This is a genomic window from Pseudomonas sp. nanlin1 (assembly GCF_045571515.1).
GTDB lineage: Bacteria > Pseudomonadota > Gammaproteobacteria > Pseudomonadales > Pseudomonadaceae > Aquipseudomonas.
In genome coordinates this window covers 3,389,475-3,410,272 of sequence record NZ_CP124218.1, presented here as the reverse complement: position 1 = coordinate 3,410,272, position 20,798 = coordinate 3,389,475, and the positions used below count along the sequence as shown (strand labels likewise).

The 20,798-nt window shown below is 62.1% G+C and carries 22 protein-coding genes and 1 tRNA gene; 10 read left to right on the top strand and 13 right to left on the bottom strand.

Features of this window, described 5'->3' with window-relative positions:
• Positions 1–4: 4 nt before the first annotated feature.
• Entirely contained in the window at positions 5–883 is an 879-nt protein-coding gene (locus QCL65_RS15745; RefSeq protein WP_407310217.1) for an MBL fold metallo-hydrolase, read from the bottom strand.
• A 358-nt stretch (positions 884–1,241) separates the two neighbouring features.
• Here QCL65_RS15745 and QCL65_RS15740 point away from each other — a divergent pair, with 358 nt between their 5' ends.
• On the top strand, positions 1,242–2,702 hold the full coding sequence (locus QCL65_RS15740; RefSeq protein WP_407310215.1) for an aldehyde dehydrogenase family protein: 1,461 nt from the start codon (positions 1,242–1,244) through the stop codon (positions 2,700–2,702).
• A 64-nt stretch (positions 2,703–2,766) separates the two neighbouring features.
• Here QCL65_RS15740 and tauD read toward each other — a convergent pair whose 3' ends face one another.
• Entirely contained in the window at positions 2,767–3,600 is an 834-nt protein-coding gene (tauD, locus tag QCL65_RS15735) for a taurine dioxygenase (RefSeq protein ID WP_407310213.1), read from the bottom strand.
• A gap of 226 nt (positions 3,601–3,826) precedes the next feature.
• On the opposite strand from tauD, the gene QCL65_RS15730 reads away from it, so the two are divergent.
• From QCL65_RS15730 to QCL65_RS15710, 5 genes are all read left to right on the top strand, one after another.
• Entirely contained in the window at positions 3,827–4,042 is a 216-nt protein-coding gene (locus QCL65_RS15730) for a molybdopterin-binding protein (protein ID WP_407310211.1), read from the top strand.
• A gap of 188 nt (positions 4,043–4,230) precedes the next feature.
• Positions 4,231–5,295 carry an ABC transporter substrate-binding protein gene (locus tag QCL65_RS15725; RefSeq protein ID WP_407310209.1) on the top strand — a complete coding sequence of 355 codons (1,065 nt, stop codon included), beginning with the start codon at positions 4,231–4,233 and terminating at the stop codon, positions 5,293–5,295.
• The gene (locus tag QCL65_RS15720; RefSeq protein ID WP_407310207.1) at positions 5,282–6,277 is read left to right on the top strand and encodes an ABC transporter permease; all 996 of its coding nucleotides are present in this window, start codon (positions 5,282–5,284) and stop codon (positions 6,275–6,277) included. Before QCL65_RS15725 ends, QCL65_RS15720 begins: the two co-directional genes overlap by 14 nt.
• On the top strand, positions 6,271–7,065 hold the full coding sequence (locus QCL65_RS15715) for an ABC transporter ATP-binding protein (protein ID WP_407310205.1): 795 nt from the start codon (positions 6,271–6,273) through the stop codon (positions 7,063–7,065). Before QCL65_RS15720 ends, QCL65_RS15715 begins: the two co-directional genes overlap by 7 nt.
• 24 nt (positions 7,066–7,089) lie before the next feature.
• Positions 7,090–9,360, top strand: a complete 2,271-nt coding sequence (locus QCL65_RS15710; protein WP_407310203.1) for a molybdopterin guanine dinucleotide-containing S/N-oxide reductase — start codon at positions 7,090–7,092, stop codon at positions 9,358–9,360.
• 6 nt (positions 9,361–9,366) lie between these two features.
• Here QCL65_RS15710 and QCL65_RS15705 read toward each other — a convergent pair whose 3' ends face one another.
• Genes QCL65_RS15705 through QCL65_RS15695 form a run of 3 tightly spaced genes read right to left on the bottom strand, consistent with a single transcriptional unit; the run spans position 9,367 to position 12,338 of the window.
• Positions 9,367–9,684: a hypothetical protein gene (locus tag QCL65_RS15705; RefSeq protein ID WP_407310201.1), complete on the bottom strand. Its 318-nt coding sequence runs from the start codon at positions 9,682–9,684 to the stop codon at positions 9,367–9,369.
• Positions 9,681–11,045, bottom strand: coding sequence for an acyclic terpene utilization AtuA family protein (locus QCL65_RS15700; protein WP_407310199.1), 1,365 nt, complete (start codon positions 11,043–11,045; stop codon positions 9,681–9,683). The genes QCL65_RS15705 and QCL65_RS15700 overlap by 4 nt, the downstream gene beginning before the upstream one ends.
• Positions 11,046–12,338, bottom strand: a complete 1,293-nt coding sequence (locus tag QCL65_RS15695) for a CitMHS family transporter (RefSeq protein WP_407310197.1) — start codon at positions 12,336–12,338, stop codon at positions 11,046–11,048.
• Between the two features lie 131 nt (positions 12,339–12,469).
• Between QCL65_RS15695 and QCL65_RS15690 the strand changes: the two genes are divergently transcribed.
• Positions 12,470–13,366, top strand: a complete 897-nt coding sequence (locus tag QCL65_RS15690; RefSeq protein ID WP_407310195.1) for a LysR family transcriptional regulator — start codon at positions 12,470–12,472, stop codon at positions 13,364–13,366.
• On the opposite strand, the gene QCL65_RS15685 is transcribed toward QCL65_RS15690, so the two are convergent.
• The 4 genes from QCL65_RS15685 to QCL65_RS15670 all read right to left on the bottom strand — a co-directional run bounded on the left by QCL65_RS15685 (position 13,353) and on the right by QCL65_RS15670 (position 15,927).
• Positions 13,353–14,684 (bottom strand): deoxyguanosinetriphosphate triphosphohydrolase, encoded by a 1,332-nt coding sequence (locus tag QCL65_RS15685; protein ID WP_407310193.1) that lies wholly within the window; start codon positions 14,682–14,684, stop codon positions 13,353–13,355. The two genes, QCL65_RS15690 and QCL65_RS15685, sit on opposite strands and share 14 nt — an antisense overlap.
• Before the next feature lie 195 nt (positions 14,685–14,879).
• Positions 14,880–15,227 carry a hypothetical protein gene (locus QCL65_RS15680; RefSeq protein ID WP_407310191.1) on the bottom strand — a complete coding sequence of 116 codons (348 nt, stop codon included), beginning with the start codon at positions 15,225–15,227 and terminating at the stop codon, positions 14,880–14,882.
• Positions 15,224–15,610 carry a phage holin family protein gene (locus tag QCL65_RS15675; RefSeq protein WP_407310189.1) on the bottom strand — a complete coding sequence of 129 codons (387 nt, stop codon included), beginning with the start codon at positions 15,608–15,610 and terminating at the stop codon, positions 15,224–15,226. The genes QCL65_RS15680 and QCL65_RS15675 overlap by 4 nt, the downstream gene beginning before the upstream one ends.
• A 2-nt stretch (positions 15,611–15,612) precedes the next feature.
• Positions 15,613–15,927, bottom strand: coding sequence for a YqjD family protein (locus QCL65_RS15670; protein ID WP_407310187.1), 315 nt, complete (start codon positions 15,925–15,927; stop codon positions 15,613–15,615).
• Positions 15,928–16,188: 261 nt separating this feature from the next.
• On the opposite strand from QCL65_RS15670, the gene QCL65_RS15665 reads away from it, so the two are divergent.
• The 3 genes from QCL65_RS15665 (at position 16,189) to QCL65_RS15655 (ending at position 17,988) form a co-directional block, all read left to right on the top strand.
• Positions 16,189–16,620, top strand: coding sequence for a D-Ala-D-Ala carboxypeptidase family metallohydrolase (locus QCL65_RS15665; RefSeq protein ID WP_407310184.1), 432 nt, complete (start codon positions 16,189–16,191; stop codon positions 16,618–16,620).
• A gap of 124 nt (positions 16,621–16,744) precedes the next feature.
• Complete coding sequence (locus QCL65_RS15660; protein ID WP_407310182.1) at positions 16,745–17,059, top strand: transcriptional regulator; 315 nt, start codon at positions 16,745–16,747, stop codon at positions 17,057–17,059.
• 41 nt (positions 17,060–17,100) lie between these two features.
• Entirely contained in the window at positions 17,101–17,988 is an 888-nt protein-coding gene (locus QCL65_RS15655) for a pseudouridine synthase (RefSeq protein ID WP_407310180.1), read from the top strand.
• Here QCL65_RS15655 and QCL65_RS15650 read toward each other — a convergent pair whose 3' ends face one another.
• The 4 genes from QCL65_RS15650 to mobA all read right to left on the bottom strand — a co-directional run bounded on the left by QCL65_RS15650 (position 17,989) and on the right by mobA (position 20,754).
• On the bottom strand, positions 17,989–19,587 hold the full coding sequence (locus tag QCL65_RS15650) for an inorganic phosphate transporter (protein ID WP_407310178.1): 1,599 nt from the start codon (positions 19,585–19,587) through the stop codon (positions 17,989–17,991).
• 149 nt (positions 19,588–19,736) lie between these two features.
• Positions 19,737–19,813 (bottom strand) — tRNA-Pro (locus QCL65_RS15645).
• 61 nt (positions 19,814–19,874) lie between these two features.
• On the bottom strand, positions 19,875–20,096 hold the full coding sequence (locus QCL65_RS15640) for a YgdI/YgdR family lipoprotein (RefSeq protein WP_407310176.1): 222 nt from the start codon (positions 20,094–20,096) through the stop codon (positions 19,875–19,877).
• A gap of 73 nt (positions 20,097–20,169) precedes the next feature.
• Positions 20,170–20,754 (bottom strand): molybdenum cofactor guanylyltransferase MobA, encoded by a 585-nt coding sequence (gene mobA / locus QCL65_RS15635; protein ID WP_407310174.1) that lies wholly within the window; start codon positions 20,752–20,754, stop codon positions 20,170–20,172.
• Positions 20,755–20,798 lie beyond the last annotated feature (44 nt).

The following is a 20,798-nucleotide window of genomic DNA, read 5'->3' as shown; positions in this document are numbered from 1 at the left end:
TGCCTCAAGCCATGTTCAAGGGGATTTTCAGGTAGCGTGTGCCGTTGGCTTCAGGCTCGGGCAGGTGCCCGGCGCGGATATTGATTTGCACGGAGGGCAGCAGCAGCGTGGGCATGCCGAGGGTACGATCGCGCTCGGTGCGCATGGTGACGAACTCGTGCTCACTGATGCCGTCACGGATATGCACATTGGCCTGGCGCTGTTGCGCGACCGTGCTTTGGAATTGCACGTCACGGCCACCGGGCTGGTAATCGTGGCACATGTACAGGATGGTATGGGCAGGCAGGCTCAGCACCTTATTCACTGAGCGATACAGCGCGCTAGCGTCGCCGCCGGGAAAGTCGCAACGGGCGGTGCCGTAGTCCGGCATGAACAGGGTATCGCCGACGAAGGCGGCCAGGCTGTCACCGGCGCTGATCACATAGGTCACGCAGGCCGGGGTATGGCCTGGGGTATGCAGAGTGCGGCAGTGCAAGGAGCCGATGGCGAAGGTTTCTTCGTCTTCGAACAGGTGGTCGAACTGGCTGCCGTTGCGGGGCAGTTCGTCGCCTATGTTGAACAGCGTGCCAAAGGCCTCTTGCACCGCGGGAATACGGCTGCCGATCCCCACCTTGCCCCCCAGTTTGCCTTGCAGGTAGGGCGCGGCGGTGAGGTGATCGGCATGCACGTGGGTTTCCAGAATCCATTCGACCTGCGCCTGCAACTCGGCGACCCGCGCGATCAAGGCGTCGGCGGAGGTGGTCGCGGTGTGGCCCGACTTCGGGTCGAAGTCCAGCACGCTGTCGATCAGCGCGCAGCGGCGGGTCGCAGTATCGAGCACCAAGTAACTGATGGTCTGGGTGGCGGTGTCGAAGAACCCTTCAACCTGCATTCGTGGGGTCATGTGTTTCTCCTGAGCGGGCGCTTGGCGCCATAACTAGTTTACTAGACTGCCCATGGCGATGTAGGTCGATCGTGCTCAGTGTCGCGATGCTATCCGTCGTTGTCCCAAGTTCGCCTCTCGCTACCGAGGTGTGTCAGCCCCGCAACGCGGTTGGCAAACATTGGATAGCGCCAGGGCTTCGGCTACCCAGCGAAACCGGGCCCATGGCTGCCGGCAAAGCTGGAGCCTGGCGGTTTGCCTGCAAGGGCCGGCAGATTCGGCAGATTATCCTTTGGCGCAGCCAACAGCGGCACATTCGGCCAGGGCGGTTTTGCTAATTTAGTGCGATGTAATCAGACCGCTCCAGGGAGCCCGTAGGATGACCACTCAACCCTCAGCCAGCTACCGCGTCGACCCCCACACTGCGCAGTTGTTCTACATCGATGGGCAATGGGTCGAGCCGACCCAGCCGGCCAGCTTGGCGGTGATCAACCCGGCCACCGAGCAAGTAGTGGCCGAGGTCGCTAGCGGCACTGGCGCCGACGTCGACCGCGCCGTGGCTGCGGCGCGGCGGGCGCTGGTCGGCTGGGCGGCCACCAGCGTCGCTGAGCGCGCCGGCTTTCTGGAAAAAATCCATGGCCTGATCCTGCAACGCCAAGAAGTTTTGGCCCAGGCGCTGTCGCTGGAGATGGGCGCGGCCATCAGCTTTGCCCGGGCCATGCACGTGCCCTTGGCGGCCGAACACGTGCGCGTGGCTCGGGATGTCCTGCTCGATTACTCTTTTCAGACCCTGCAAGGCAGCACCGCGGTTGTCCGCGAGCCGATTGGCGTGTGCGGCCTGATTACCCCCTGGAACTGGCCGCTCTATCAAATCACCGCCAAGGTGGCCCCAGCGATTGCTGCGGGCTGCACGGTGGTGCTCAAACCCAGTGAACTGTCGCCCTTGAGCGCGCTGCTGTTCGCGCAATTGGTGCATGACGCCGGGTTGCCGGCGGGGGTGTTCAACCTGGTCAACGGCAGTGGGCCCGAGGTGGGCGCGGCCATGGCGGCCCACGCCGATATCGACATGATTTCCATCACCGGCTCCAACCGCGCGGGCGCCCTGGTGGCCCAGGCGGCGGCAGCGACGGTCAAACGCGTGACCCAGGAGTTGGGCGGCAAGTCGCCGAACATCCTCTTGCCCGATGCCGATTTTGCCAAGGCGGTGCCGCTGGGGGTGATGTCGGCGCTACGTAACGTTGGCCAGTCGTGCAGTGCGCCGACGCGAATGATCGTGCCCAGGCAGCGCCTGGCCGAGGTCGAAGCCCTGGCCGCCGCGACCGCTCAAGGGATCGTGGTGGGCGACCCGCAAAACGCGCAGACGGTGCTGGGCCCGATCGCCAATCGCGCCCAGTACGACCGCGTGCAAGCCATGATCGACGCCGGCTTGAGCGAAGGGGCCCGCCTGGTGTGCGGCGGCCCTGGTCGCGTTGAGGGTTTGCCCAAGGGGTTCTACGCTCGCCCGACCGTATTCTCCGAAGTGGACCCGGCCATGCGCATTGCCCAGGAAGAAATCTTTGGCCCGGTGTTGTGCATCCTGGCCTACGACAGCCTCGATGAGGCCGTGGCCATCGCCAACCACACCGTCTATGGCTTGAGCGCCCACGTCCAGGGCCAAGATCTGGATCAAGTGCGCGCAGTCGCCGCGCGGATTCGTGCCGGCCAAGTGCTGCTGAATTACCCGACCTGGAACCCCATGGCGCCCTTTGGCGGCTACAAGCGTTCTGGTAATGGCCGCGAATTCGGTGTGCAGGGTTTCGAGGAGTACCTGGAAACCAAGGCCATTGTCGGCTTCGCTTGAACAGGGGCGAGGGCAGGGCGCTGGCCGAGGCCTCGATGCTGTCTGACGGTGCGCTAAGCCTGGGCTAAAAAGGCACGTCGCCAAGGATGGTCGCGCGATGCATTACCCGGCGCTGCGGCCGATAGTCATCGACGGCGTAGTGCTGGGTCACACGGTTGTCCCAGAACGCCACATCGTTGGCTTGCCACTGCCAGCGGATGCAGAACTCGGGGCGGGTGCTGTGGCTGAACAGCAGTTGCAGCAAGGCAGCACTTTCGTTGGCGTGCAATTCGTTGATACGGCTGGTGAAGCCTTCGTTGACGAATAGCGACTTGCGCCCACTGCCGGGGTGGGTGCGGACCACCGGGTGAGCCAACGGCGGGTGCTGTAGGCGCGCCGCTTCCCAGCGCGCGATGGCCTCGGCGCTGCGGCCGAAGCGTTCCAGGGGGAACGACTGGGTGAAATCGTGGGTGGCGGTCAGGCCTTCGAGCAACTGTTGCATAGGCGCTGACAAGGCCTCGTACGCCGCGATGCCGCTGGCCCACAAGGTGTCACCACCGTACTCGGGCACTTGCCGGGCACTCAATACCGCGCCCAGGGCGGGTGCCGGCAGAAAGGTCACGTCGGTATGCCAGATGGCGTTATCGCGCACGTCGGTCTGCGCCGTGTCGAGGACCAGCACTTCGGGCTGCTCGGGCACGTGGGGGTAGATGGGATGAACATGCAAATCGCCGAAGCGAGCGGCGAAACGCGCGTGCTGGTGTGGGGTCAGCGGCTGATCGCGAAAGAACAACACCTGATAGTCCAATAACGCGCGCTCGAGCGCCGCCTGCTCTGCACCATCGAGTTCGCGGCTGAGGTCAATACCGCTGACTCGCGCACCGAGGGCAGGGCTCAAAGGGGTCAACTGCAGGGTCATGGGATAAAACTCGGGATCTACCTGAAAGTATGAACAGGCTAAATGATCTAACAAGAGTCTTATAAATAACTTTTTAGAATGAGCTTAGTAGCGGTGAGGCTAGTGATATATATTCTTAAATCGAATAAATAAATGTCTATTTATTCCTTTTAATATTTTTCCGCTTGATGCATCTTGCAAGCCTGATCCACGCGGATCTGCGTATCCCACAAGAGGAAGCCTCAGCATGACCATTAAAGCGATTAACGTGCGCAACCAGTTCAAAGGCGTCATCAAGGAAATCATCGAAGGTGACGTGGTCTCCGAAATCGATGTGCAAACCGCCTCCGGTATCGTGACGTCGGTGATCACCACCCGTTCCGTGCGTGACCTGGAACTGAAAGTGGGTAGCGAAGTGATCGCGTTCGTTAAGTCGACCGAGGTGTCTATCGCCAAGCTGTAAAAAGCTTGCAGCGCAAAAAATCGGTGGTAAGCGCAATGGCGCTTGCCGCCGATTTTTTTTGCCCGGCAGAAAAGCCACGGAATAACCTTAGCGTTATATGTTTCTTTGATAATAACTACAGTTAAATATAATCATTAGTCATTAAGTTCGCTGGCTTCCAGGCGATCGCTAAGCAAGGGGATATTTGCATGGCTGTGACTAATGGTTTGACCCGCCGTCGCTTATTGGGCGTTGCCAGCGCTGCGCTGGCCAGCCCGCTGTGGCTGGCGCTACCGCGGATCAGTTGGGCCAACGATGGGCATGCCACCCACGGTGCGGCGGAGCCAGCAGGTACCGGAGAGCTTATCCGCCTGGACGCGCCGCGCGCGCTGAAACTGGCGGTCAATCTGAATGCAGTGTGCCTGGCCCCCGTGGTGATCGCCCACGGCCAGGGCTTCTTCAAAAAACACAACCTGGACGTCGAGCTGGTCAATTTTGGTAATTCCACCGAAGTGCTGCTCGAAGCCATCGCCACCGGCAAGGCCGACGCGGGCGTGGGCATGGCCTTGCGCTGGCTGAAGGCGCTGGAGCAGGGCTTCGACGTCAAGCTCACCGCCGGCACCCATGGCGGCTGCCTGCGTTTGCTCAGTGCCGTCGACGGCAAGGTGGCCAAGCTTGAAGACCTCAAAGGCCAGACCATTGGCGTCACCGACATGGCCAGCCCAGACCGTAATTTCTTTTCCATCCTGTTGAAAAAGCACGGCGTCGACCCGGTGCGTGACGTGCAGTGGCGGCTCTACCCGGCGGACTTGCTGGGCACCGCGCTGGAGCGCGGGGAGGTGCAGGCGGTGAGCGGCAGCGACCCGTTCATGTACCGCCTGATCCAGAGCGGCAAGGCCCGCGAATTGTCGACCAACCTGGTAGAGCAATATGCCAACCTCAGCTGCTGCGTGGTGGGTGTGACGGGCAAGTTGGTGCGCGAGGAAAAACCCGTGGCGGCGGCGCTCACCCAGGCGATTCTGGAGGCCCACGATTACGCCGTGCAGCACCCTGAGGCAGTGGCCAAAGGGTTCCAGGCGCACGCCCTGAATACCTCCACCGAAGAGGTGCAAGCGATCCTCCATGACCATACCCACGGGCACCACGCGGTCGGCGCGGCGCTGACCCAAGAAATCCTCACCTACGTCAGCGACCTGCAGACCGTTGAGGTGATCGGCAAGAGCACCGATGCCCCGTCATTCGCCCGGGAGATCACCGCTGATGTCTTCAATTGACGCGACAACTCAACACCGCCCCCTGCGCTGGGTCGCGCTCGATCACTGGCCGAGCATAGTCGCGGCCCTGGCGTGGCTCGCTGCGGCATTGGTGATTCTCTACGTACCCAATGCCACGCGCTTGTGGCCGATGACCCAAGGCCTGGCCAATCTGTGCCTGGCGATTGCTGCGCTAAGCGTTCTGCTGAGCGTTCTGGGGCGCTGGTCGCCAGCGGTGGCGGCCAGCGTGCGCCGCGCCGGGCCATGGTGGGTGGCGCTGCCGCTGCTATTGACCGCCTGGGAGCTACTGACCGCCAAGTGGGCCTGGTTGCCCGTACCTTTCTTTGCACCTCCCCAGGCCTTGCTGGCGGTGTACCTGGAAGATTGGCCGCGCCTGGCCGAAAGCTTGCTGCATTCAGCGCTATTGTTGGGCAGCGGGGTCGCCCTGGGGGCGGCGAGCGGGTTCGTTGCCGGGGTGGCGATCGGTTGGTCGAGCCATATCGCCTACTGGTTGCACCCGGTGCTGCGGATCCTTGGCCCCGTGCCGTCCACCGCCTTGCTGCCCTTGTGCTTCTTTCTGTTCCCCAGCAGTTGGAGTGCCAGCGTGTTTTTGATCGCCCTGGCCACCTGGTTCCCGGTGACCGTACTCACTTGGTCGGGCGTTGCCAGCGTTGACCCGGCCTATTACGACGTTGCCCGCACCCTGGGCGCCAAGCCGCGCTTTCTGATCTTCAAAGTGGCCATTCCCGCCGCGCTGCCCCACGTGTTCGTGGGTCTATTCATGGGCTTGGGGGCGTCGTTCTCGACCTTGGTGGTGGCAGAGATGATGGGCGTTAAGGCAGGGATTGGCTGGTACCTGCAGTGGGCCCAGGGCTGGGCGGCCTACGCCAATATGTATGCAGCATTGTTGATCATGGCCCTGGCGTGTTCCGGGCTGATCTCGGCGCTGTTTCTGGTCCGTGACCGCTTATTGGCCTGGCAAAAAGGAGCGATGCAATGGTAGCCCTGGCATCCCAGCACGACATAAAAGCTAACCGGGGTCTGGCGTTGCATATCAGCCAGTTGAACCACGGGTTCGCCTTGGACGGCCAACACTTGCCGGTGCTGCAGCAGGTATCTTTGGACGTGGCGCCCGGTGAATTCGTGGCTCTGCTCGGGCCCTCGGGGTGCGGCAAATCCACCTTGCTGCGGCTGGTGGCGGGGCTGGACTCTGCTGATGCCGGCACGTTGCAGGCCGATGGTGAAACCATTACGGCGCCGCATCCTAGCCGGGTGGCGGTGTTCCAAGACCCAACCTTGTACCCTTGGCGACGGGTCTGGGATAACGTCGCCCTGGGCCTGGAAGCCCAGGGCTTGCTCAAGGCCCAGAGGGGTAAAGTCGATGCCGCGCTGGCTAAAGTCGGCCTGGGCGAATTCGCCCGGGCCTACCCTCGGCAGTTGTCGGGCGGTATGGCGCAACGGGTGGCCCTGGCCCGCGCGTTGGTCAATGAGCCGCGCCTCTTGCTTCTTGATGAACCGCTGGGCAAGCTGGATTCGTTAACCCGCATCACCCTGCAAAAAGAATTGATCGACCTCTGGCAGCGCCAGGGCTATACGGCGCTACTGGTGACCCACGATGTCGAAGAGGCCTTGTTGTTGGCCAATCGGGTGATTGTATTCAGCGAGCGGCCTGCGACTATCAAGGCCGAGCTGCGGATCGAGCGGCCATACCCGCGCCATCGCGACGACCCTTACCTGATCGATCTGCGGCGGCAAATCATGGGCTTGCTCGGCCTGGCCGAAAGCTGGTAATCCGTTAAAAGGTGGACCACCGATATGGGCTTTACATCTTTGCATTGGGGCGCCTACCGCCCCCAGGTAGTCGACGGCCGGCTGCGGGCCATGGCACCTGCGCCGTGGGACTCGGACCCGTCGCCGATCGGTGCTTCGCTGGTGGATGCGATCGACTCGCCGACCCGGGTCAAGCGCCCGGCGGTGCGCCGCAGTTATCTGGAAAAGCCCGGCGCCAACCCGCATTTGCGCGGCCAGGAGCCTTTTGTCGAGGTGTCCTGGGCGGTGGCGTTGGACTTGGTCGCCGCCGAGCTGAAACGGGTCAAGGCCGAGTACGGTAACCAGGCGATCTTTGGCGGCAGTTACGGCTGGGGCAGCGCCGGGCGCTTTCACCATGCGCAAAGCCAGCTGCATCGGTTTCTCAACCAGTTCGGCGGTTATGTCTCCAGCCGAGACAGCTATAGCCTGGGCGCGGGCAGGGTGTTGATGCCGCATATCGTCGGCGACATGGACACCTTGCTGGCGGCCCATACCTCGTGGAAAAACCTCGCCCAACATTGCCAGTTGTTCGTAGCCTTTGGCGGCCTGCCGGCGAAAAACGCCCAGGCCAGCCCCGGTGGCGCCAGCGATCACCTATTGAGCCGGGCACTAGAAGAGATGTCTGCCGCGGGCGTGCAGTTCGTCAACGTCAGCCCCTTGCGCGATGACCTCACGGGCCCCCAACACAACCAATGGCTGGCGGTACGGCCCGGCAGCGACACGGCATTGATGATGGCGTTGGCCTATGTGCTGGTCAGCGAAGGTTTGCATAATCTGGAGTTTATCCAGCGCTGCACGGTGGGCTTCGAACGCTTTCAGGCCTACCTGCTGGGCCATGTCGATGGCCAGGCGAAAGACCCGCAGTGGGCCCAAGGGCTGACCGACATTCCCGCCCAACAGATCGTCGACTTGGCGCGACGCATGGCCAGCCAGCGCACCTTAATCAATGTGGCGTATTCGCTGCAGCGTTCAGTGCAGGGTGAGCAGCCGTTTTGGATGACCGTCACCCTGGCCGCGCTGCTCGGCCAGATCGGCCTGCCGGGCGGCGGCTTCGGCCTGGGCTACGGCTGCATGAACAACACCGGCAGCGGCCGTAGTGGGTTTTCCGGGCCACGCTTTGCCCAAGGGGTAAACCCGGTCAAAGCGTTTATCCCCGTCGCGCGCATCACCGACATGCTGCTGCAACCGGGGATGCCTTTTGACTACAACGGCCAAAGGCTGACGTACCCCGACATTCGGCTCGTGTATTGGGCCGGCGGCAACGTGTTTCACCATCATCAGGACCTGAATCGGCTACTACAGGCCTGGCAGCGGCCACAAAGCGTGATCGTGCATGAACAATACTGGACCGCCCAGGCCAAGTACTCGGACATTGTCTTGCCCGCCACCACGGCCCTTGAACGCAATGACATCGGTAGCGCCGCCTCGGACCGCTTTATGATCGCCATGCAGCAAGCGATCGAGCCGGTGGCGCAGGCCCGCGATGATTATGCGATCTTCGCCGCGCTGGCCGAGCGTCTGGATTTTGCCAAGGGCTTCACCGAGGGCCGCGACACCGAGCAGTGGCTACGGTTTATTTATGAAGACTCGCGGGGGCGGGCGCAGCAGCACGGCATCGAACTGCCGCCCTACGATAGATTTTGGCAGGAAGGGCTTTTCGAAGTGCCTTATCCACCCGGGGAGACCGTGCTGCTCCAGGCGTTTCGCGATGACCCCCAGGCCAACCCGTTGACCACGCCGTCCGGGCGCATCGAGATTTTCTCCGAACGCATTGCCGGGTTTGCCTACGCGGACTGCCCTGGCCACCCGGTGTGGCTGGCCAAACCGGCAGCGGCCCACCCGCTGCAATTGTTGTCCAACCAAGCGAAAACCCGCCTGCACAGCCAGTATGACCACGGCGCCTACAGCCGTGCTTCGAAAATCCAGCAGCGCGAACCCTTGACCCTCAACCCGCAGGATGCGGCAGCGCGGGGTGTGGTCGATGGCGACGTGGTCAAGGTGTTTAACCAGCGCGGCGCGTTTCTGGCGGGGGTGATCGTCTCCGCGAACATTCGCCCTGGGGTGGTGCAAATCGCCACCGGCGCCTGGTTCGATCCCCTGGCCCACGGCGAACGCGACAGCCTGGACAAACACGGCAACCCCAACATGATTACCGCCGACGTCGGCTCGTCGAGCCTGTCCCAGGGTTGCTCGGCACAGACTGCTTTTGTCGACATCGTCAAATGGGACCAGGCGTTGCCGCCGGTGACGGCGTTCGACCCGCCACCGTTAGCTTAAGGGGGCTTACAAGAGCAGATCGAGCAGGGCGGCCCCCAACGCTTTGCCATGGGCATCGAGCGCCAGGGAGCGGGTCACCCCACCGCGCAGGATGCCGGGCAGAACGAAGTTCAGTGCCCCGACCCCTGGCAGTTCGTAGCGCCTAACGGGCGGCCCGTTGGGGTCCAATAGCTGGGCGAAGTATTCGGTGACCCGCTGCACCGTGAGCCGCTCAGCTAACAGGGGGTAATCGTCGATATGATAGGCAATGATGGAGATATTGGAGGTATCGCCTTTATCACCCGTACGCGTGTGGGCGATATTGCGCAATGGGGTGGCGTTCATGGCAAATCCTCCATGTGCACTTGCACGCCGATGGCGTCCCTTGGCAAGAACAGCGACGCCACTGCAACCACCTGACGCACGGATTTGCTCGCGCCGCCTCCACCATAAGGGCCATTGGTATAAAGCGTTTCCACCTCATTGCCAACGCGCACTGCCGTCTGTTGGTCGGGGCAACGCGCCGCCACGCGCAGGCGCACCTCCCAAGGTTCGCCGGCGGCCCGCCCGCTCAGGTCACTGCCGTGCAAAGCGTTCATGCCGATAAGCTCGGCGCGGATTTCTTCACAGGCCACCTCCGTCAATTGCAGGCGCTTAAGCACGATGTCCTGCGCCAACTGCCCGCGAGCCGCTGCGCCGGGGCCACCGTAGGACATTTGGCCTTCACCGATCCAGCCATCGAGAAACCCTACTGACACCTTCAAGGTGTCGGGGCGGGGGTGCCCATTGGCCCCCTGCACCCTGACCTCATCGGTCCCCAGGCCAGCGAAGGTGGCACGGCTAAAGTCCGCGCTGACATCGGGCGTCAGATAGGCGGCGGGGTCATGCACTTCGTACAACATTTGCTCGGTGCAGGTGGCCGTGTCGATGCGCCCACCGGAACCTGCCACTTTGCTGATGACCGCGTTACCATCCGGGTCTATTTCAGCCAATGGGAAACCCAAACGATCAAGGTCGGGGACATCTTTAACGCCGGGGTCGGCGAAATACCCGCCGCTGACTTGCCCGGCGCATTCGAGCAAATGCCCCACCAGCGTGCCACGGCCGAGCAATGCCCAGTCGTCCTCGGCCCAGCCGAACTCAAACATTTGCGGCGCGAGAAACAGTGACGGGTCAGCGACCCTGCCGGTGACGATCACATCAGCGTCGGCGCGCAACGCTTGGATAATCCCTTCAGCGCCCAGGTAGGCATTGGCCGAAATCAGCCTATCGCCTAGGGAGCGCAGGGTTCTGCCGTTGTCCAGGGTCTGCTCGGGGCGTTGCAACAGCGCCGCAAGCACGTCATCCCCGGTCAGCGCGGCGACCTTTAAGCCCGTCAGGCCGAGCTGCGCGGCTATCCGGCGGATTTCGCCAGCGGCGGCCAGCGGGTTTGCCGCGCCCATATTGGTGATGATGCGCAAACGGCGGCGCGTGCCATCGGCGCCTGTGCCGACAAAAGGCAAGACCCGGCGCATGCGCTCGCTCAACAAGGGATCGTAGCCTGCGCTGGGGTCTAGCCGCCGCGATTGCTGCGCCAGGGCGATGGTGCGTTCCGCTAAGCATTCGAACACCAGGTAATCAAGATCGCCGTGTTCGGCCAGCTCGATGGCGGGCTCGATGCGGTCGCCGGAATAGCCGGCCCCTGAACCAATCCGTAGCGTTTTCATTCAGAACACTCCAATGACCATCGCGGTCAAGGTCATGATGACCGAGGCCGCAAACAGGAAGGGGATAGTGAAGCGTTGGTGGTCGGCCAGTTCGATCTTGCACAAACCGACCAGCAAGAAGGTCGCAGGTGTCAGCGGGCTAACCGGGAACCCGGTGGTGTGCACGCCCAGCAGCGACGCCTGGGCCACTTGCATGGGGTCTACACCCAGCGCCTTACCGACTTCGGCCACCACCGGCATGATGCCGAAGTAGAACGAGTCAGGGTCGAAAAGCAGGCTCAGGGGCATGGAGATAAAGCCCACCACCATGGGGATCAGCTTGCCGTGCCCCGCTGGAATTTGCCCTACGGCCACTTCGGCCATGGCTTTGAGCATCCCGGTGCCCTGCATGATCCCGGTGAAAACCCCGGCAGCGAGCAGAATACTGGCCATGGTCAGTGCCGTTTTCGCATGGGCATCGATACGCGCGCGCTGGGCGTCCACGGCTGGGTAGTTAAGGCACAGCGCAACCACCGTGCCGAGCATGAACATCACCACCGGGTCCACCACCCCGGCAATCATCACGCCCATCACCACCAGGGTCAGCAGCAGGTTGAGCCAGAACAACCTGGGCTTGCGCAGTTCGAGTTCCGCCTTACTGAGCACGCGCTGATGGGGTTTGGCATCAAGGTTATTCGGGCCCAGGCCCAGGCGCCGTTCTTCGCGCCGGCCGAGGACATAAGCACAGCTGAAGACGAAAATCAGGCCGACGATCTGCACCGGAATAAGCGGCTGAAAAAGCTCTGACACGGGCACGTGCAGCGCCGCCGAGGAGCGCAGTACGGGGCCGGTCCAGGGCAGAAAGTTGACCCCCGCTGCCATCGCCGTGACGCAGGCCAGTATCCGTTTATCCATGCCCAGGCGCGTGTACAACGGCAGCATCGCCGGGATCGTCACCAGAAAGGTCACGGCGCCGGAACCGTCCAGATGCACCAACAGCGCCAGCAGCGCAGTGCCCATGACGATTCGGGTGGGACGGGTGCCGACCCGTTTAAGAATGCGGTCGATGATGGGGTCGAGCATGCCGGCATCGGTCATGATGCCGAAGAACAAAATGGCGAACACGAACATTCCCACTACGGGGGCGACGTTCTTGATGCCGGTGATGATGAATCCGCTGGTTTGCAGCCCAAAACCACCGAGCAGCGCAGCGATGATGGGCAAGGCGATCAGGGCAACCAGGGGGGAGATGCGTTTGCTCATGATGCTGACGAGCATGCAGAGAATGGTGATGACACCGAGCGTGGCGAGCATGGGCTGTTCCTCTTTGGCATCCCTGTTCGCGGCAGCGACGAGACACCCTCTTGTTGTTTTGCAAGAGTAATAACAACAGCGCTATGCTCTGTGAATTGAAATATTCGGCTGTTCTTGTTCGGAAAAACAAAATGAAGAATGCCATTCAGCACATCCGGGCCTTCCTGTCGGTGGTGCAGACCGGCAGTTTCTCCAAGGCGGCCACCGCCCTGAACCTGTCACCGTCAGCCCTCACTGTGCAAATCCAGCAACTGGAGGATTGGCTCGGCGTCGCCTTGCTGGAGCGCAGCCCGCGCCACGTGGGCTTGACCAGCGCCGGGCAAAACGCGCTGCTGCCCATGGAGAAGCTACTGCTGGATCTGGACAACATCGTTAATGCTGCCCGCGACATCGCCGCCTCACGGCTTGGGGTCATCACCATCGCCGCGCTGCCCTCGCTGTGCGCTGGGGTGCTGCCCAGCGTGCTGCAGACATTTCGCCAGCGGTTTCCCGGCGTTGAAGTCAGGCTGCGGGATGTGGTGGCGCAGCGCATCGATACGCTGGTGTTGGAACGCGAGGTGGATTTCGGGTTGGGCGTCCAGGCTCGGCCTACCCATGGGCTCACGTTCAAAGCCATCTTGGAGGATCGCTTGTGCCTGTTTACGCCCAAGAATCACCCGCTGGCCAAGCGGCAGGCGGTGAAGCTGAGCCAGCTCGCGGTATTTCCGATTGTCCTGACCGGGCGCGATAGCAGCGTTCGCGACTTGGTCGAGCGCCTGTTTGCCGACGAGCATTTGCCGTTGTCGGCCGGTCTGGAAGCCAACTACATGTCTACCGTGTTGGCGTTGGTCAGGCAGGGGCAGGGCATTACCCTGCTTCCCGAATCCGCCGACGATGGCCGCGACGACCTGGCCAAGGTGGCGGTCGACCACCCCGCGGTGCGGCGGCAGATCGGGCTGATCACCCGCACTGAGCAAACCCTGGCGCCGTCGGTGATCGAGTTCGTGCAGTTGCTGGAGGCGCTGCGCAGCCCGGTCAGCGTGGACTAGAGCGCCCGGTCATCTCGGCAGCCATTTCGGTGGCGTAGCTGTCGGTCATGCCGGCGATAAAGTCGATCACCCGCATAAAAGCTTTGTGCAACGGCCAGTCCGCCGCCGGGGCGTTGTTGCCCAACAGGTCGAGGATGCGCTGGTTCTTGAATGACAGGCTGCCGCCGCTGTGTTGTTGCAGGGCGGCGCCGCAGAACGCGTTGAGGAGAATCTCCAAGGTGGTATAGGCGCCGATCTCGTGCAGCGTCTTGCGTTTGTCCTGAAAGATCTTTTTGCGCGCCATGTCCTTGGCATTCAGTACGCAGCGCTTGGCAGGGCCGTGCATGTGCTCCACCAAATCGCCATGCAGTTGCCCAGCCAGCAGTGCATCCTGTTGCTCGACGAAGGCCCGGGCGGCGGCGTTGGTCAGGTGTTCGATCGCCTTACCGCGCAAGATCGCCAGCTTGCGCCGGCGGGAGTCACCAGGGCCCAGTTGGCGGTAGGTTTCCGGTAAATCGTCACCGACCAGGCCGAGCAGCAGCGACTCGACTTCGGCGTACTCCAGCAGGTCCATTTCCAGGCCGTCTTCGAGGTCGATCAGGGCGTAGCAGATGTCGTCCGCCGCCTCCATCAGATAGACCAGCGGGTGGCGGGCCCAGCGTTGTTCTTCGAGCTGGGGAATACCAAGCTTGTGGGCGATTTGCTCCAGCAATGGCAGCTCGCTTTGGTAGCAGCCGAATTTATGCTTTTTGTAGCCCACCGAATCGGCATGGCGCGCGGTCCAGGGGTATTTCAGGTAGGTGCCCAGGGTGGCGTAGGTCAGGCGTACGCCCCCCTCGAACTGGTGGTACTCCAGCTGCGTCAGTACCCGGAAGCCCTGGGCATTACCTTCGAAATTCAAGAAGTCCGCGCGCTCGGCTTCGCTCATGCCGTCCAGCCAGCCGCGCCCGGCGGCTTGCTTGAACCAGTGGCGGATAGCGTCTTCACCGGAGTGCCCGAAAGGCGGGTTGCCGATGTCGTGGGCCAGACAGGCCGACTGCACTACCATGCCCAAATCGCTTGGCTCGCACCAGTCGGGCAAACGCTCGCGCAGGGTTTCACCCACGCGCATGCCCAGGGAGCGGCCGACGCAGCTGACCTCCAAGGAATGGGTGAGGCGGGTATGGATGTGGTCGTTGCTCGACACCGGGTGCACCTGGGTTTTACGCCCAAGGCGGCGGAAGGCGCCGGAAAAGATAATCCGGTCGTGGTCCTTGTGGAACGGGCTACGGCCCATCTCATCAGGGCTGTGCAATGGTTTACCGAGTCGTTCGCGGGTCAGCAGGGTTTGCCAGTCCAAGGCCATTCTCCAAAAGTGTCCACTGCCGTCAGTCTACCTAAAGGTCAGCGGCATCGATATCGATCAACGCCAGGGGCTGTCGCGAAGGCGCAGATACGCAGACTTTATGGGGAGTATGGGGAGTATGGGGATGTGAGGGCGGGTAGCCATACGCCGTTGCAGCCTTGTGGCAGGCTGCAACGGCGAAGCGGCCAGTCAGCGCTTGCGCAGCGCTAGCTTGATCAGCGGGATAAGGCTGGTGCCCAGGCGGACCAGGCGTGAGACGCTGCCGCCAGCGGCGACGGGTACGACTACCCGCGGTGCCGCTGTGCGTTTGCCGGCCAGAAAGCCCATCAACATGACCCCGGCCATGCCCCACAGGGGCGCATGCTTGATGCCGAGGCCCGCTTGAACACTGTCGGTCATGCCGCGCAAGCGCTTGAACGGGTTGACCAACTGGCTGGACTCATGACGGATTTCCTGGCGATGCATCTCCAGGCGTAGGCGCACCAGCGCCTTGCGCATTTCGCGCCGCGAGTTCTTACTTGGGGGCTGGGCGGTCATGGCAGCAGGCGCTCCCGGTCGTTGGCAAGTTCTTCAAGGGTTCCGCTGAACGGTGAGGACTCATCGAAAACCGCCGCTTTAAGGCGCAAGGCGCAGAAAATCCCAGCCAGTACGTAGAACACGCAAAGGCCTAGCATGCCTGCCATGCGGTAGTTGTCCCAGAGCAGTATCAACACCAGCCCTGACACCGCTACCAACGCCAGTAAGGCAAAAACCAGGGCAAGCCCGGCAAACAACAGCAGGCTTACTGTGCGTGACTTCTGTTCTTGCAGCTCGATGCCGAATAGCTCGACGTGGCTGTGCAAGAGGCCAAGGACCGCCGCGCCCAGGCGACGGCCTGAGCCTGCGGCACCCGAATGAGGTGATTCGGTGTCCAGAGCCATGGTTAGCGCCTTGTGGCCAGCAGGCCAAGCAGGAAGCCCGCGCCGGCTGCGATGCCGATAGACTGCCATGGGTTGGTCTGTACGTAATCTTCAGCGGCAACCACAGCTTCACGGCCGCGTTCGCGGGCGGTTTCGCTGGTCTGCTGCAACGTTTCGCGGGCACGGGCCAGGCTTTCGTTGATCTGCGCACGCAGTTCATCGGCTTGATCACCGGCCAGGGTCGCGGTGTGCTCGAGGAGTTTTTCGGTGTCCCGGACCAGGGTCTGGAAGTCTGCCTTCAAAACGTCTTGGGCGGTTTTAGCGGTGGTCGTGGCCATGATGGTTATCTCCTATAAGTGGCGTCGTATGTAACGTCTGTGTGGTTCGAGTGGCAAGATCGGCCGAAGGTTCAGTGCAATCGCCCGCGCAGGTGACCGATAGCGAAACCATAGCGCAGCTGGGGCTGTTTGTAGACCCGCAGGCCCCGTACATATTTAGACTCGATTCGTTTCGCCCCCTGGCAATATGCGGCTTACACCCTGCCACACCGCCCCATGGTGGCCGCAGGGGTACAGATCATTCAGCCAAGGAATGGCCCTATGAACATCAGTAAATACTTCACCCTGCAAGAATTGACCGCCTCCGCCACCGCCGAGCGCCTGGGTATCGACAACACGCCCAGCGCAGCGGTGTTGGCAAATTTGCAGTGCCTGGCAAAGACCCTCGATCGCATTCGGCAACATCTTGGCCGGCCCATCCGAATCAACAGCGGCTACCGTTGTGCAGCCTTGAATGCAGCCGTGGGCGGGGTGGGCGAGAGTGCCCACCTGGCCGGGTTGGCGGCTGATCTGTGGGTACCGGGCTGGACGGCCCGGCAAGCGGCTGAAGCGATCATCGCCAGTGCGGTGCCGTTCGATCAGGTCATTCTGGAATACGACCGCTGGGTGCACGTAGCCGTTGCGTTGCAGGCGCCGCGCCAGCAAGTGCTGACGGTGCGCAAAGGGCAGGGATACTGCGCCGGGTTGGTCTAGCCAGCGGTCGCCGGGCATTGACGCTCAAGCGGGCGCTATTTATGCTGTATAAAGATACAGTTGTCGGGGCGGGCTTGCGAGTAAGCAGGAGGCGCTCGGGTTTGCAAATTAAGGAAATGAACCAATGGTCAACGTCGAACAATTGAAGTCCAGCGTCAACCGCATGTCCGCTGATGTGATCCGCGAGGCCGTGCTGGAATTACGTCTCGATGGGCTGGTGACGGAGGGCAAAACACCCTTCAACAAGTTGCACTTCAACACCTGCTTTGCCGAAATCGAAGCGTTGTTCCAGCGTGCCGGCTATCACCGACCACTGGATGTGGTGGGCTACCAAGGGTTGCTGTATGCCTTGTACGATCCAACCCGCTGGGAGGCGGTGGACGTGTTGCGCTGGCTCAAAGAGTTCACCGAGGCCGCGCAACTGGCGCACGCGCATTGATAGCGGGATAATGCCCGGCCTTTCCTATCTGTGGAGCCTCCATGTCCAGCGCGCCTTTCGACCCGGCTAAGCAGCAAGCCAGTACCGTTTGCCTGCCCCCCGGCGAATGGGCCACGGTGCTGGATTGCCTGTGCGGGCATTTTCATGCGATCAGTCGGGAGCAATGGCTGGACCGTATCGCCCGCGGGCGCGTACTCGATGCCCAGGGGCTGCCTATCACCTCAGCCATGGCCTATCGGCCTGGGTTGCGGATTCACTACTTTCGGGAAGTGCCTAACGAAAAGGTCATACCGGTACAGGAACACATCCTCTATCAGGATGAGCATCTGGTGGTGGCCGACAAACCGCATTTCTTACCGGTGACGCCTGCCGGTGAATACGTCGAGCAGACCCTGCTCAGGCGCTTGATCCGCCGCCTCGATAACCCCCACCTGGTACCGCTGCACCGGATCGACCGGCACACCGCCGGGCTGGTGCTGTTTTCCGCCAACCCGCAGACCCGCGCTACGTACCAATCGTTATTTCCTACCCGGCGTATCCACAAGTGCTACGAGGCCATTGCTGCGCCTCTGCCGCATCTGCCATTTCCCTATCGTCACTGTAGCCGCATGGTCAATGGCGAGCCGTTCTTCCGCATGTGCGAAGTGCCTGGGCAGGCCAACAGCGAAACCCTGGTGGAAGTCGCCCAGCGCGACGCCGAGCACTGGCGCTATCGGCTTTACCCCATTACCGGCAAAACCCATCAATTGCGTGTGCACATGACCTCACTGGGGGCGAGCATTTGTAATGACCCGTTCTACCCGCAGGTACAGCCAGCCGGCCCGGATGACTACGCCAACCCCTTGAAGTTGTTGGCCCATAGCCTGCGCTTCGACGACCCGCTGAGCGGCGTCGAGCGCTACTTCCAGACAGGCCTAAGCCTCAGTTGATCAGGTGAACTGGCTGAACAACCAATACAGGGCGCCCGCCAACAGCATCGCCGCCGGTAGGGTCAGTACCCAGGCCATGGCCAGGTTGCGCAACGTGCGCCATTGCAGGCCTGCGCCGTTAGCCACCATGCTGCCCGCCACGCCCGATGACAGCACGTGGGTGGTGGACACCGGTAGGCCGTAGATATCGGCAGCGCCAATGGTGCACATGGCGACCAACTCGGCGCTGGCGCCCTGGGCGTAGGTGAGGTGGGTCTTGCCGATTTTCTGCCCGACCGTGACCACGATGCGCCGCCAGCCCACCAGGGTGCCCAACCCCAGGGCAAGGGCCACAGCGATTTTCACCCATAGCGGAATAAAACGCGTCGCGCTGTCCAGTTGCTCGGTGAACAGCTTGAGTTTGGCCTGGGTGTCGGCGTCGAAGGTCACTACCTTGTTTTTCTCGATCAGGCGCAGGCTCTCGGCGGTCAGGTACATGTCGTTGCGCACGTTGGTCACAGCTTCGGCAGGCACCCGCGCCAGCGAGCCATAGCTGGCGACATCATTGCCGATGGTGCCCGCCAGGGCCGCCACGGCTGGAATCAGCTCGGGGGTTGGCTGCCTGTTGCGTACGTATTGGGCCAGGGTCTGACGAGGGTCGGCCGGCGCCGGCTGCGGCGCCGCTTTCACCAGCGCCAATTGGGTCACTTGGGCCACCGCGGCGAATTGCAGCGATTGATCAGCGGGCATAGTGCGGTTCAAGGCATAGGCCATGGGCAGGGTGCCCACCAGAATCAGCATGATCAGGCCCATGCCTTTTTGCCCATCGTTAGAGCCATGGGCGAACGACACACCGGTACAGGTCAGAATCAACAGCCCGCGGATCCACAGGGGCGGCGGTGCGTCACCGACCGGCGCTTTGTACAGGGCACGATTTTTCACCAGCGCGCGCAAGGCGAGTAAAAGCAGGGCCGCGCAAACGAAGCCAATCAGAGGCGACAGTAACAGGGCGTAGCCAATCTTCGACGCTTGCCCCCAGTCCACCCCGCTGGCACCGTCTTGGCCATGCATTAGCGCATTTGCCACGCCCACGCCGATGATCGAGCCGATCAAAGTGTGGGATGACGAAGCCGGCAACCCCAACCACCAGGTGCCCAGGTTCCAGATAATGGCGGCGATCAACAGGGCGAAAATCATCGCAAAGCCCGCCGACGAACCGGCCTGCAGGATCAAATCCACCGGTAGCAGGGCGATGATGCCAAAGGCCACGGCGCCGCTGGACAACAGCACACCGAGAAAATTGAATGCCCCCGACCAGACCACCGCCACATTGGCCGGCAGTGAATGGGTATAGATGACGGTGGCGACCGCATTGGCGGTATCGTGAAAACCATTGACGAATTCGAACCCCAAGGCGATCAGCAGGGCGACGCCAAGCAATACGAAGGGGGTCCAGGTGGTCACCACGGTGGCGGTCTCGCCAACGTCGCTGATCAGGCTCCAAGCGCTGTAGAACAGACCAAGGCCCAGGATCAAAAAAAATGCCAGAAGGGTGTTGCGGCTGGGCTTTTTATCCAGGCGCGGCCCGGCATAGGGGCGTGCCATCGAATAAGCAGTCATGGCTCGATCTTCTGTGAGGAATGAGCCTCCATAATTGATACGAAGTGTGACAGTGTCACGACAACGCAAAGTGTTCCATGCTAACGCAAGCCCGCTCAGGCTATTCGCGAACAAAAAAAATCGGGAGCCTAAGCTCCCGATTTTACGGTTGGTCGGAGAGACAGGATTCGAACCTGCGGCCTTCTCGTCCCGAACGAGACGCGCTACCTGGCTGCGCTACACTCCGCTTTGAATAAAATTCTACTCAATAAAAGCTGCTCGGCAAGCCTGTGCCTCTCTCGCCCCGATTAGAGGTCCTTAACGGTACGCACTTGGTCTTTATTGACGCGAGTGGTTTTGCCGTCCAGTTGCTCGAACTCGTAAAAGCCCGAATCTTCATCGAATTTCGGGGTGTCAACGGCCTGGATTTCACGCCCATCATTCAGCGTGATCACCGTTGGCGATGCGCACCCGGCGAGGGTGGCCATGCCGAGGGCCAGCAGGAGGGCGGGAAGGGTCCGACGAGTCATGGTGTTTCTCCGGTGAGATAATTCTTGGTTGCTCAGCATAGAGACGTTGAAGTTTTTCGCAAGTTCCCGGCCGCTACGGGCCCAACAGTTCAGGGGTATTGAGGTTGGCCAATTGCGGGTCGTTGGCGGGGCACAGCAGCGCCTGGACGCCGAGCGCCAGCATGACCTTGCGCGGGCTGCGCTCGCCGGCCTGCCAGGCCCCTTCGAACGCTGCACGGTGCTGCTGGCCAATGACGCACAGCAGCGGTTCCCAGTGCTCCCCCTGGCGCACCATTAAAGTTTGCTCAGGGTGCTGCGCCGCCTGCGCCAGCATGCGCCGCAACAGGTCGGGGCGCAGCCCAGGTACATCGCAGGGCAGCACCAGCAGCATGGGGTGGCGGGCCACCGCCAGGCCCGCCCGAATGCCCGCCATCGGCCCCGGAAAGTCGGCGCTGTCGTCGGCCACCAGTTGGTCGGCGTAGGGCGCGTACTGGTCGGCGTTACGGTTGCAGGAAATGATTAGGTCGTCGCTAAGGGGGCGCACCAAGCGGTGCAGGTGGGCGATCAAGGGCTCGCCACGCCAGGGCAGTAAGCCTTTGTCACGCCCGCCCATGCGCTGCCCGCGCCCTCCGGCCAGGAGCAGAACGGAACAGGCGGGCAGAGGGTAGGGCAAGGGCATGGGTGGGTCTCGGCAGGCAGGCGGAACAAGCCTTGTGATATAAC

Bases quoted from the DNA above. Each gene is read 5' to 3' on its own strand.
- QCL65_RS15640 (WP_407310176.1), bottom strand. From the start codon at position 20,096: ATGACTCGTCGGACCCTTCCCGCCCTCCTGCTGGCCCTCGGCATGGCC.
- QCL65_RS15695 (WP_407310197.1), bottom strand. From the start codon at position 12,338: ATGCTCGCCACGCTCGGTGTCATCACCATTCTCTGCATGCTCGTCAGC.
- QCL65_RS15700 (WP_407310199.1), bottom strand. From the start codon at position 11,045: ATGAAAACGCTACGGATTGGTTCAGGGGCCGGCTATTCCGGCGACCGC.
- QCL65_RS15725 (WP_407310209.1), top strand. From the start codon at position 4,231: ATGGCTGTGACTAATGGTTTGACCCGCCGTCGCTTATTGGGCGTTGCC.
- QCL65_RS15720 (WP_407310207.1), top strand. From the start codon at position 5,282: ATGTCTTCAATTGACGCGACAACTCAACACCGCCCCCTGCGCTGGGTC.
- QCL65_RS15740 (WP_407310215.1), top strand. From the start codon at position 1,242: ATGACCACTCAACCCTCAGCCAGCTACCGCGTCGACCCCCACACTGCG.
- QCL65_RS15680 (WP_407310191.1), bottom strand. From the start codon at position 15,227: ATGACCGCCCAGCCCCCAAGTAAGAACTCGCGGCGCGAAATGCGCAAG.
- mobA (WP_407310174.1), bottom strand. From the start codon at position 20,754: ATGCCCTTGCCCTACCCTCTGCCCGCCTGTTCCGTTCTGCTCCTGGCC.
- QCL65_RS15705 (WP_407310201.1), bottom strand. From the start codon at position 9,684: ATGAACGCCACCCCATTGCGCAATATCGCCCACACGCGTACGGGTGAT.
- QCL65_RS15655 (WP_407310180.1), top strand. From the start codon at position 17,101: ATGTCCAGCGCGCCTTTCGACCCGGCTAAGCAGCAAGCCAGTACCGTT.
- QCL65_RS15675 (WP_407310189.1), bottom strand. From the start codon at position 15,610: ATGGCTCTGGACACCGAATCACCTCATTCGGGTGCCGCAGGCTCAGGC.
- QCL65_RS15660 (WP_407310182.1), top strand. From the start codon at position 16,745: ATGGTCAACGTCGAACAATTGAAGTCCAGCGTCAACCGCATGTCCGCT.
- QCL65_RS15710 (WP_407310203.1), top strand. From the start codon at position 7,090: ATGGGCTTTACATCTTTGCATTGGGGCGCCTACCGCCCCCAGGTAGTC.
- QCL65_RS15650 (WP_407310178.1), bottom strand. From the start codon at position 19,587: ATGACTGCTTATTCGATGGCACGCCCCTATGCCGGGCCGCGCCTGGAT.
- QCL65_RS15730 (WP_407310211.1), top strand. From the start codon at position 3,827: ATGACCATTAAAGCGATTAACGTGCGCAACCAGTTCAAAGGCGTCATC.
- QCL65_RS15715 (WP_407310205.1), top strand. From the start codon at position 6,271: ATGGTAGCCCTGGCATCCCAGCACGACATAAAAGCTAACCGGGGTCTG.
- QCL65_RS15670 (WP_407310187.1), bottom strand. From the start codon at position 15,927: ATGGCCACGACCACCGCTAAAACCGCCCAAGACGTTTTGAAGGCAGAC.
- tauD (WP_407310213.1), bottom strand. From the start codon at position 3,600: ATGACCCTGCAGTTGACCCCTTTGAGCCCTGCCCTCGGTGCGCGAGTC.
- QCL65_RS15690 (WP_407310195.1), top strand. From the start codon at position 12,470: ATGAAGAATGCCATTCAGCACATCCGGGCCTTCCTGTCGGTGGTGCAG.
- QCL65_RS15745 (WP_407310217.1), bottom strand. From the start codon at position 883: ATGACCCCACGAATGCAGGTTGAAGGGTTCTTCGACACCGCCACCCAG.
- QCL65_RS15665 (WP_407310184.1), top strand. From the start codon at position 16,189: ATGAACATCAGTAAATACTTCACCCTGCAAGAATTGACCGCCTCCGCC.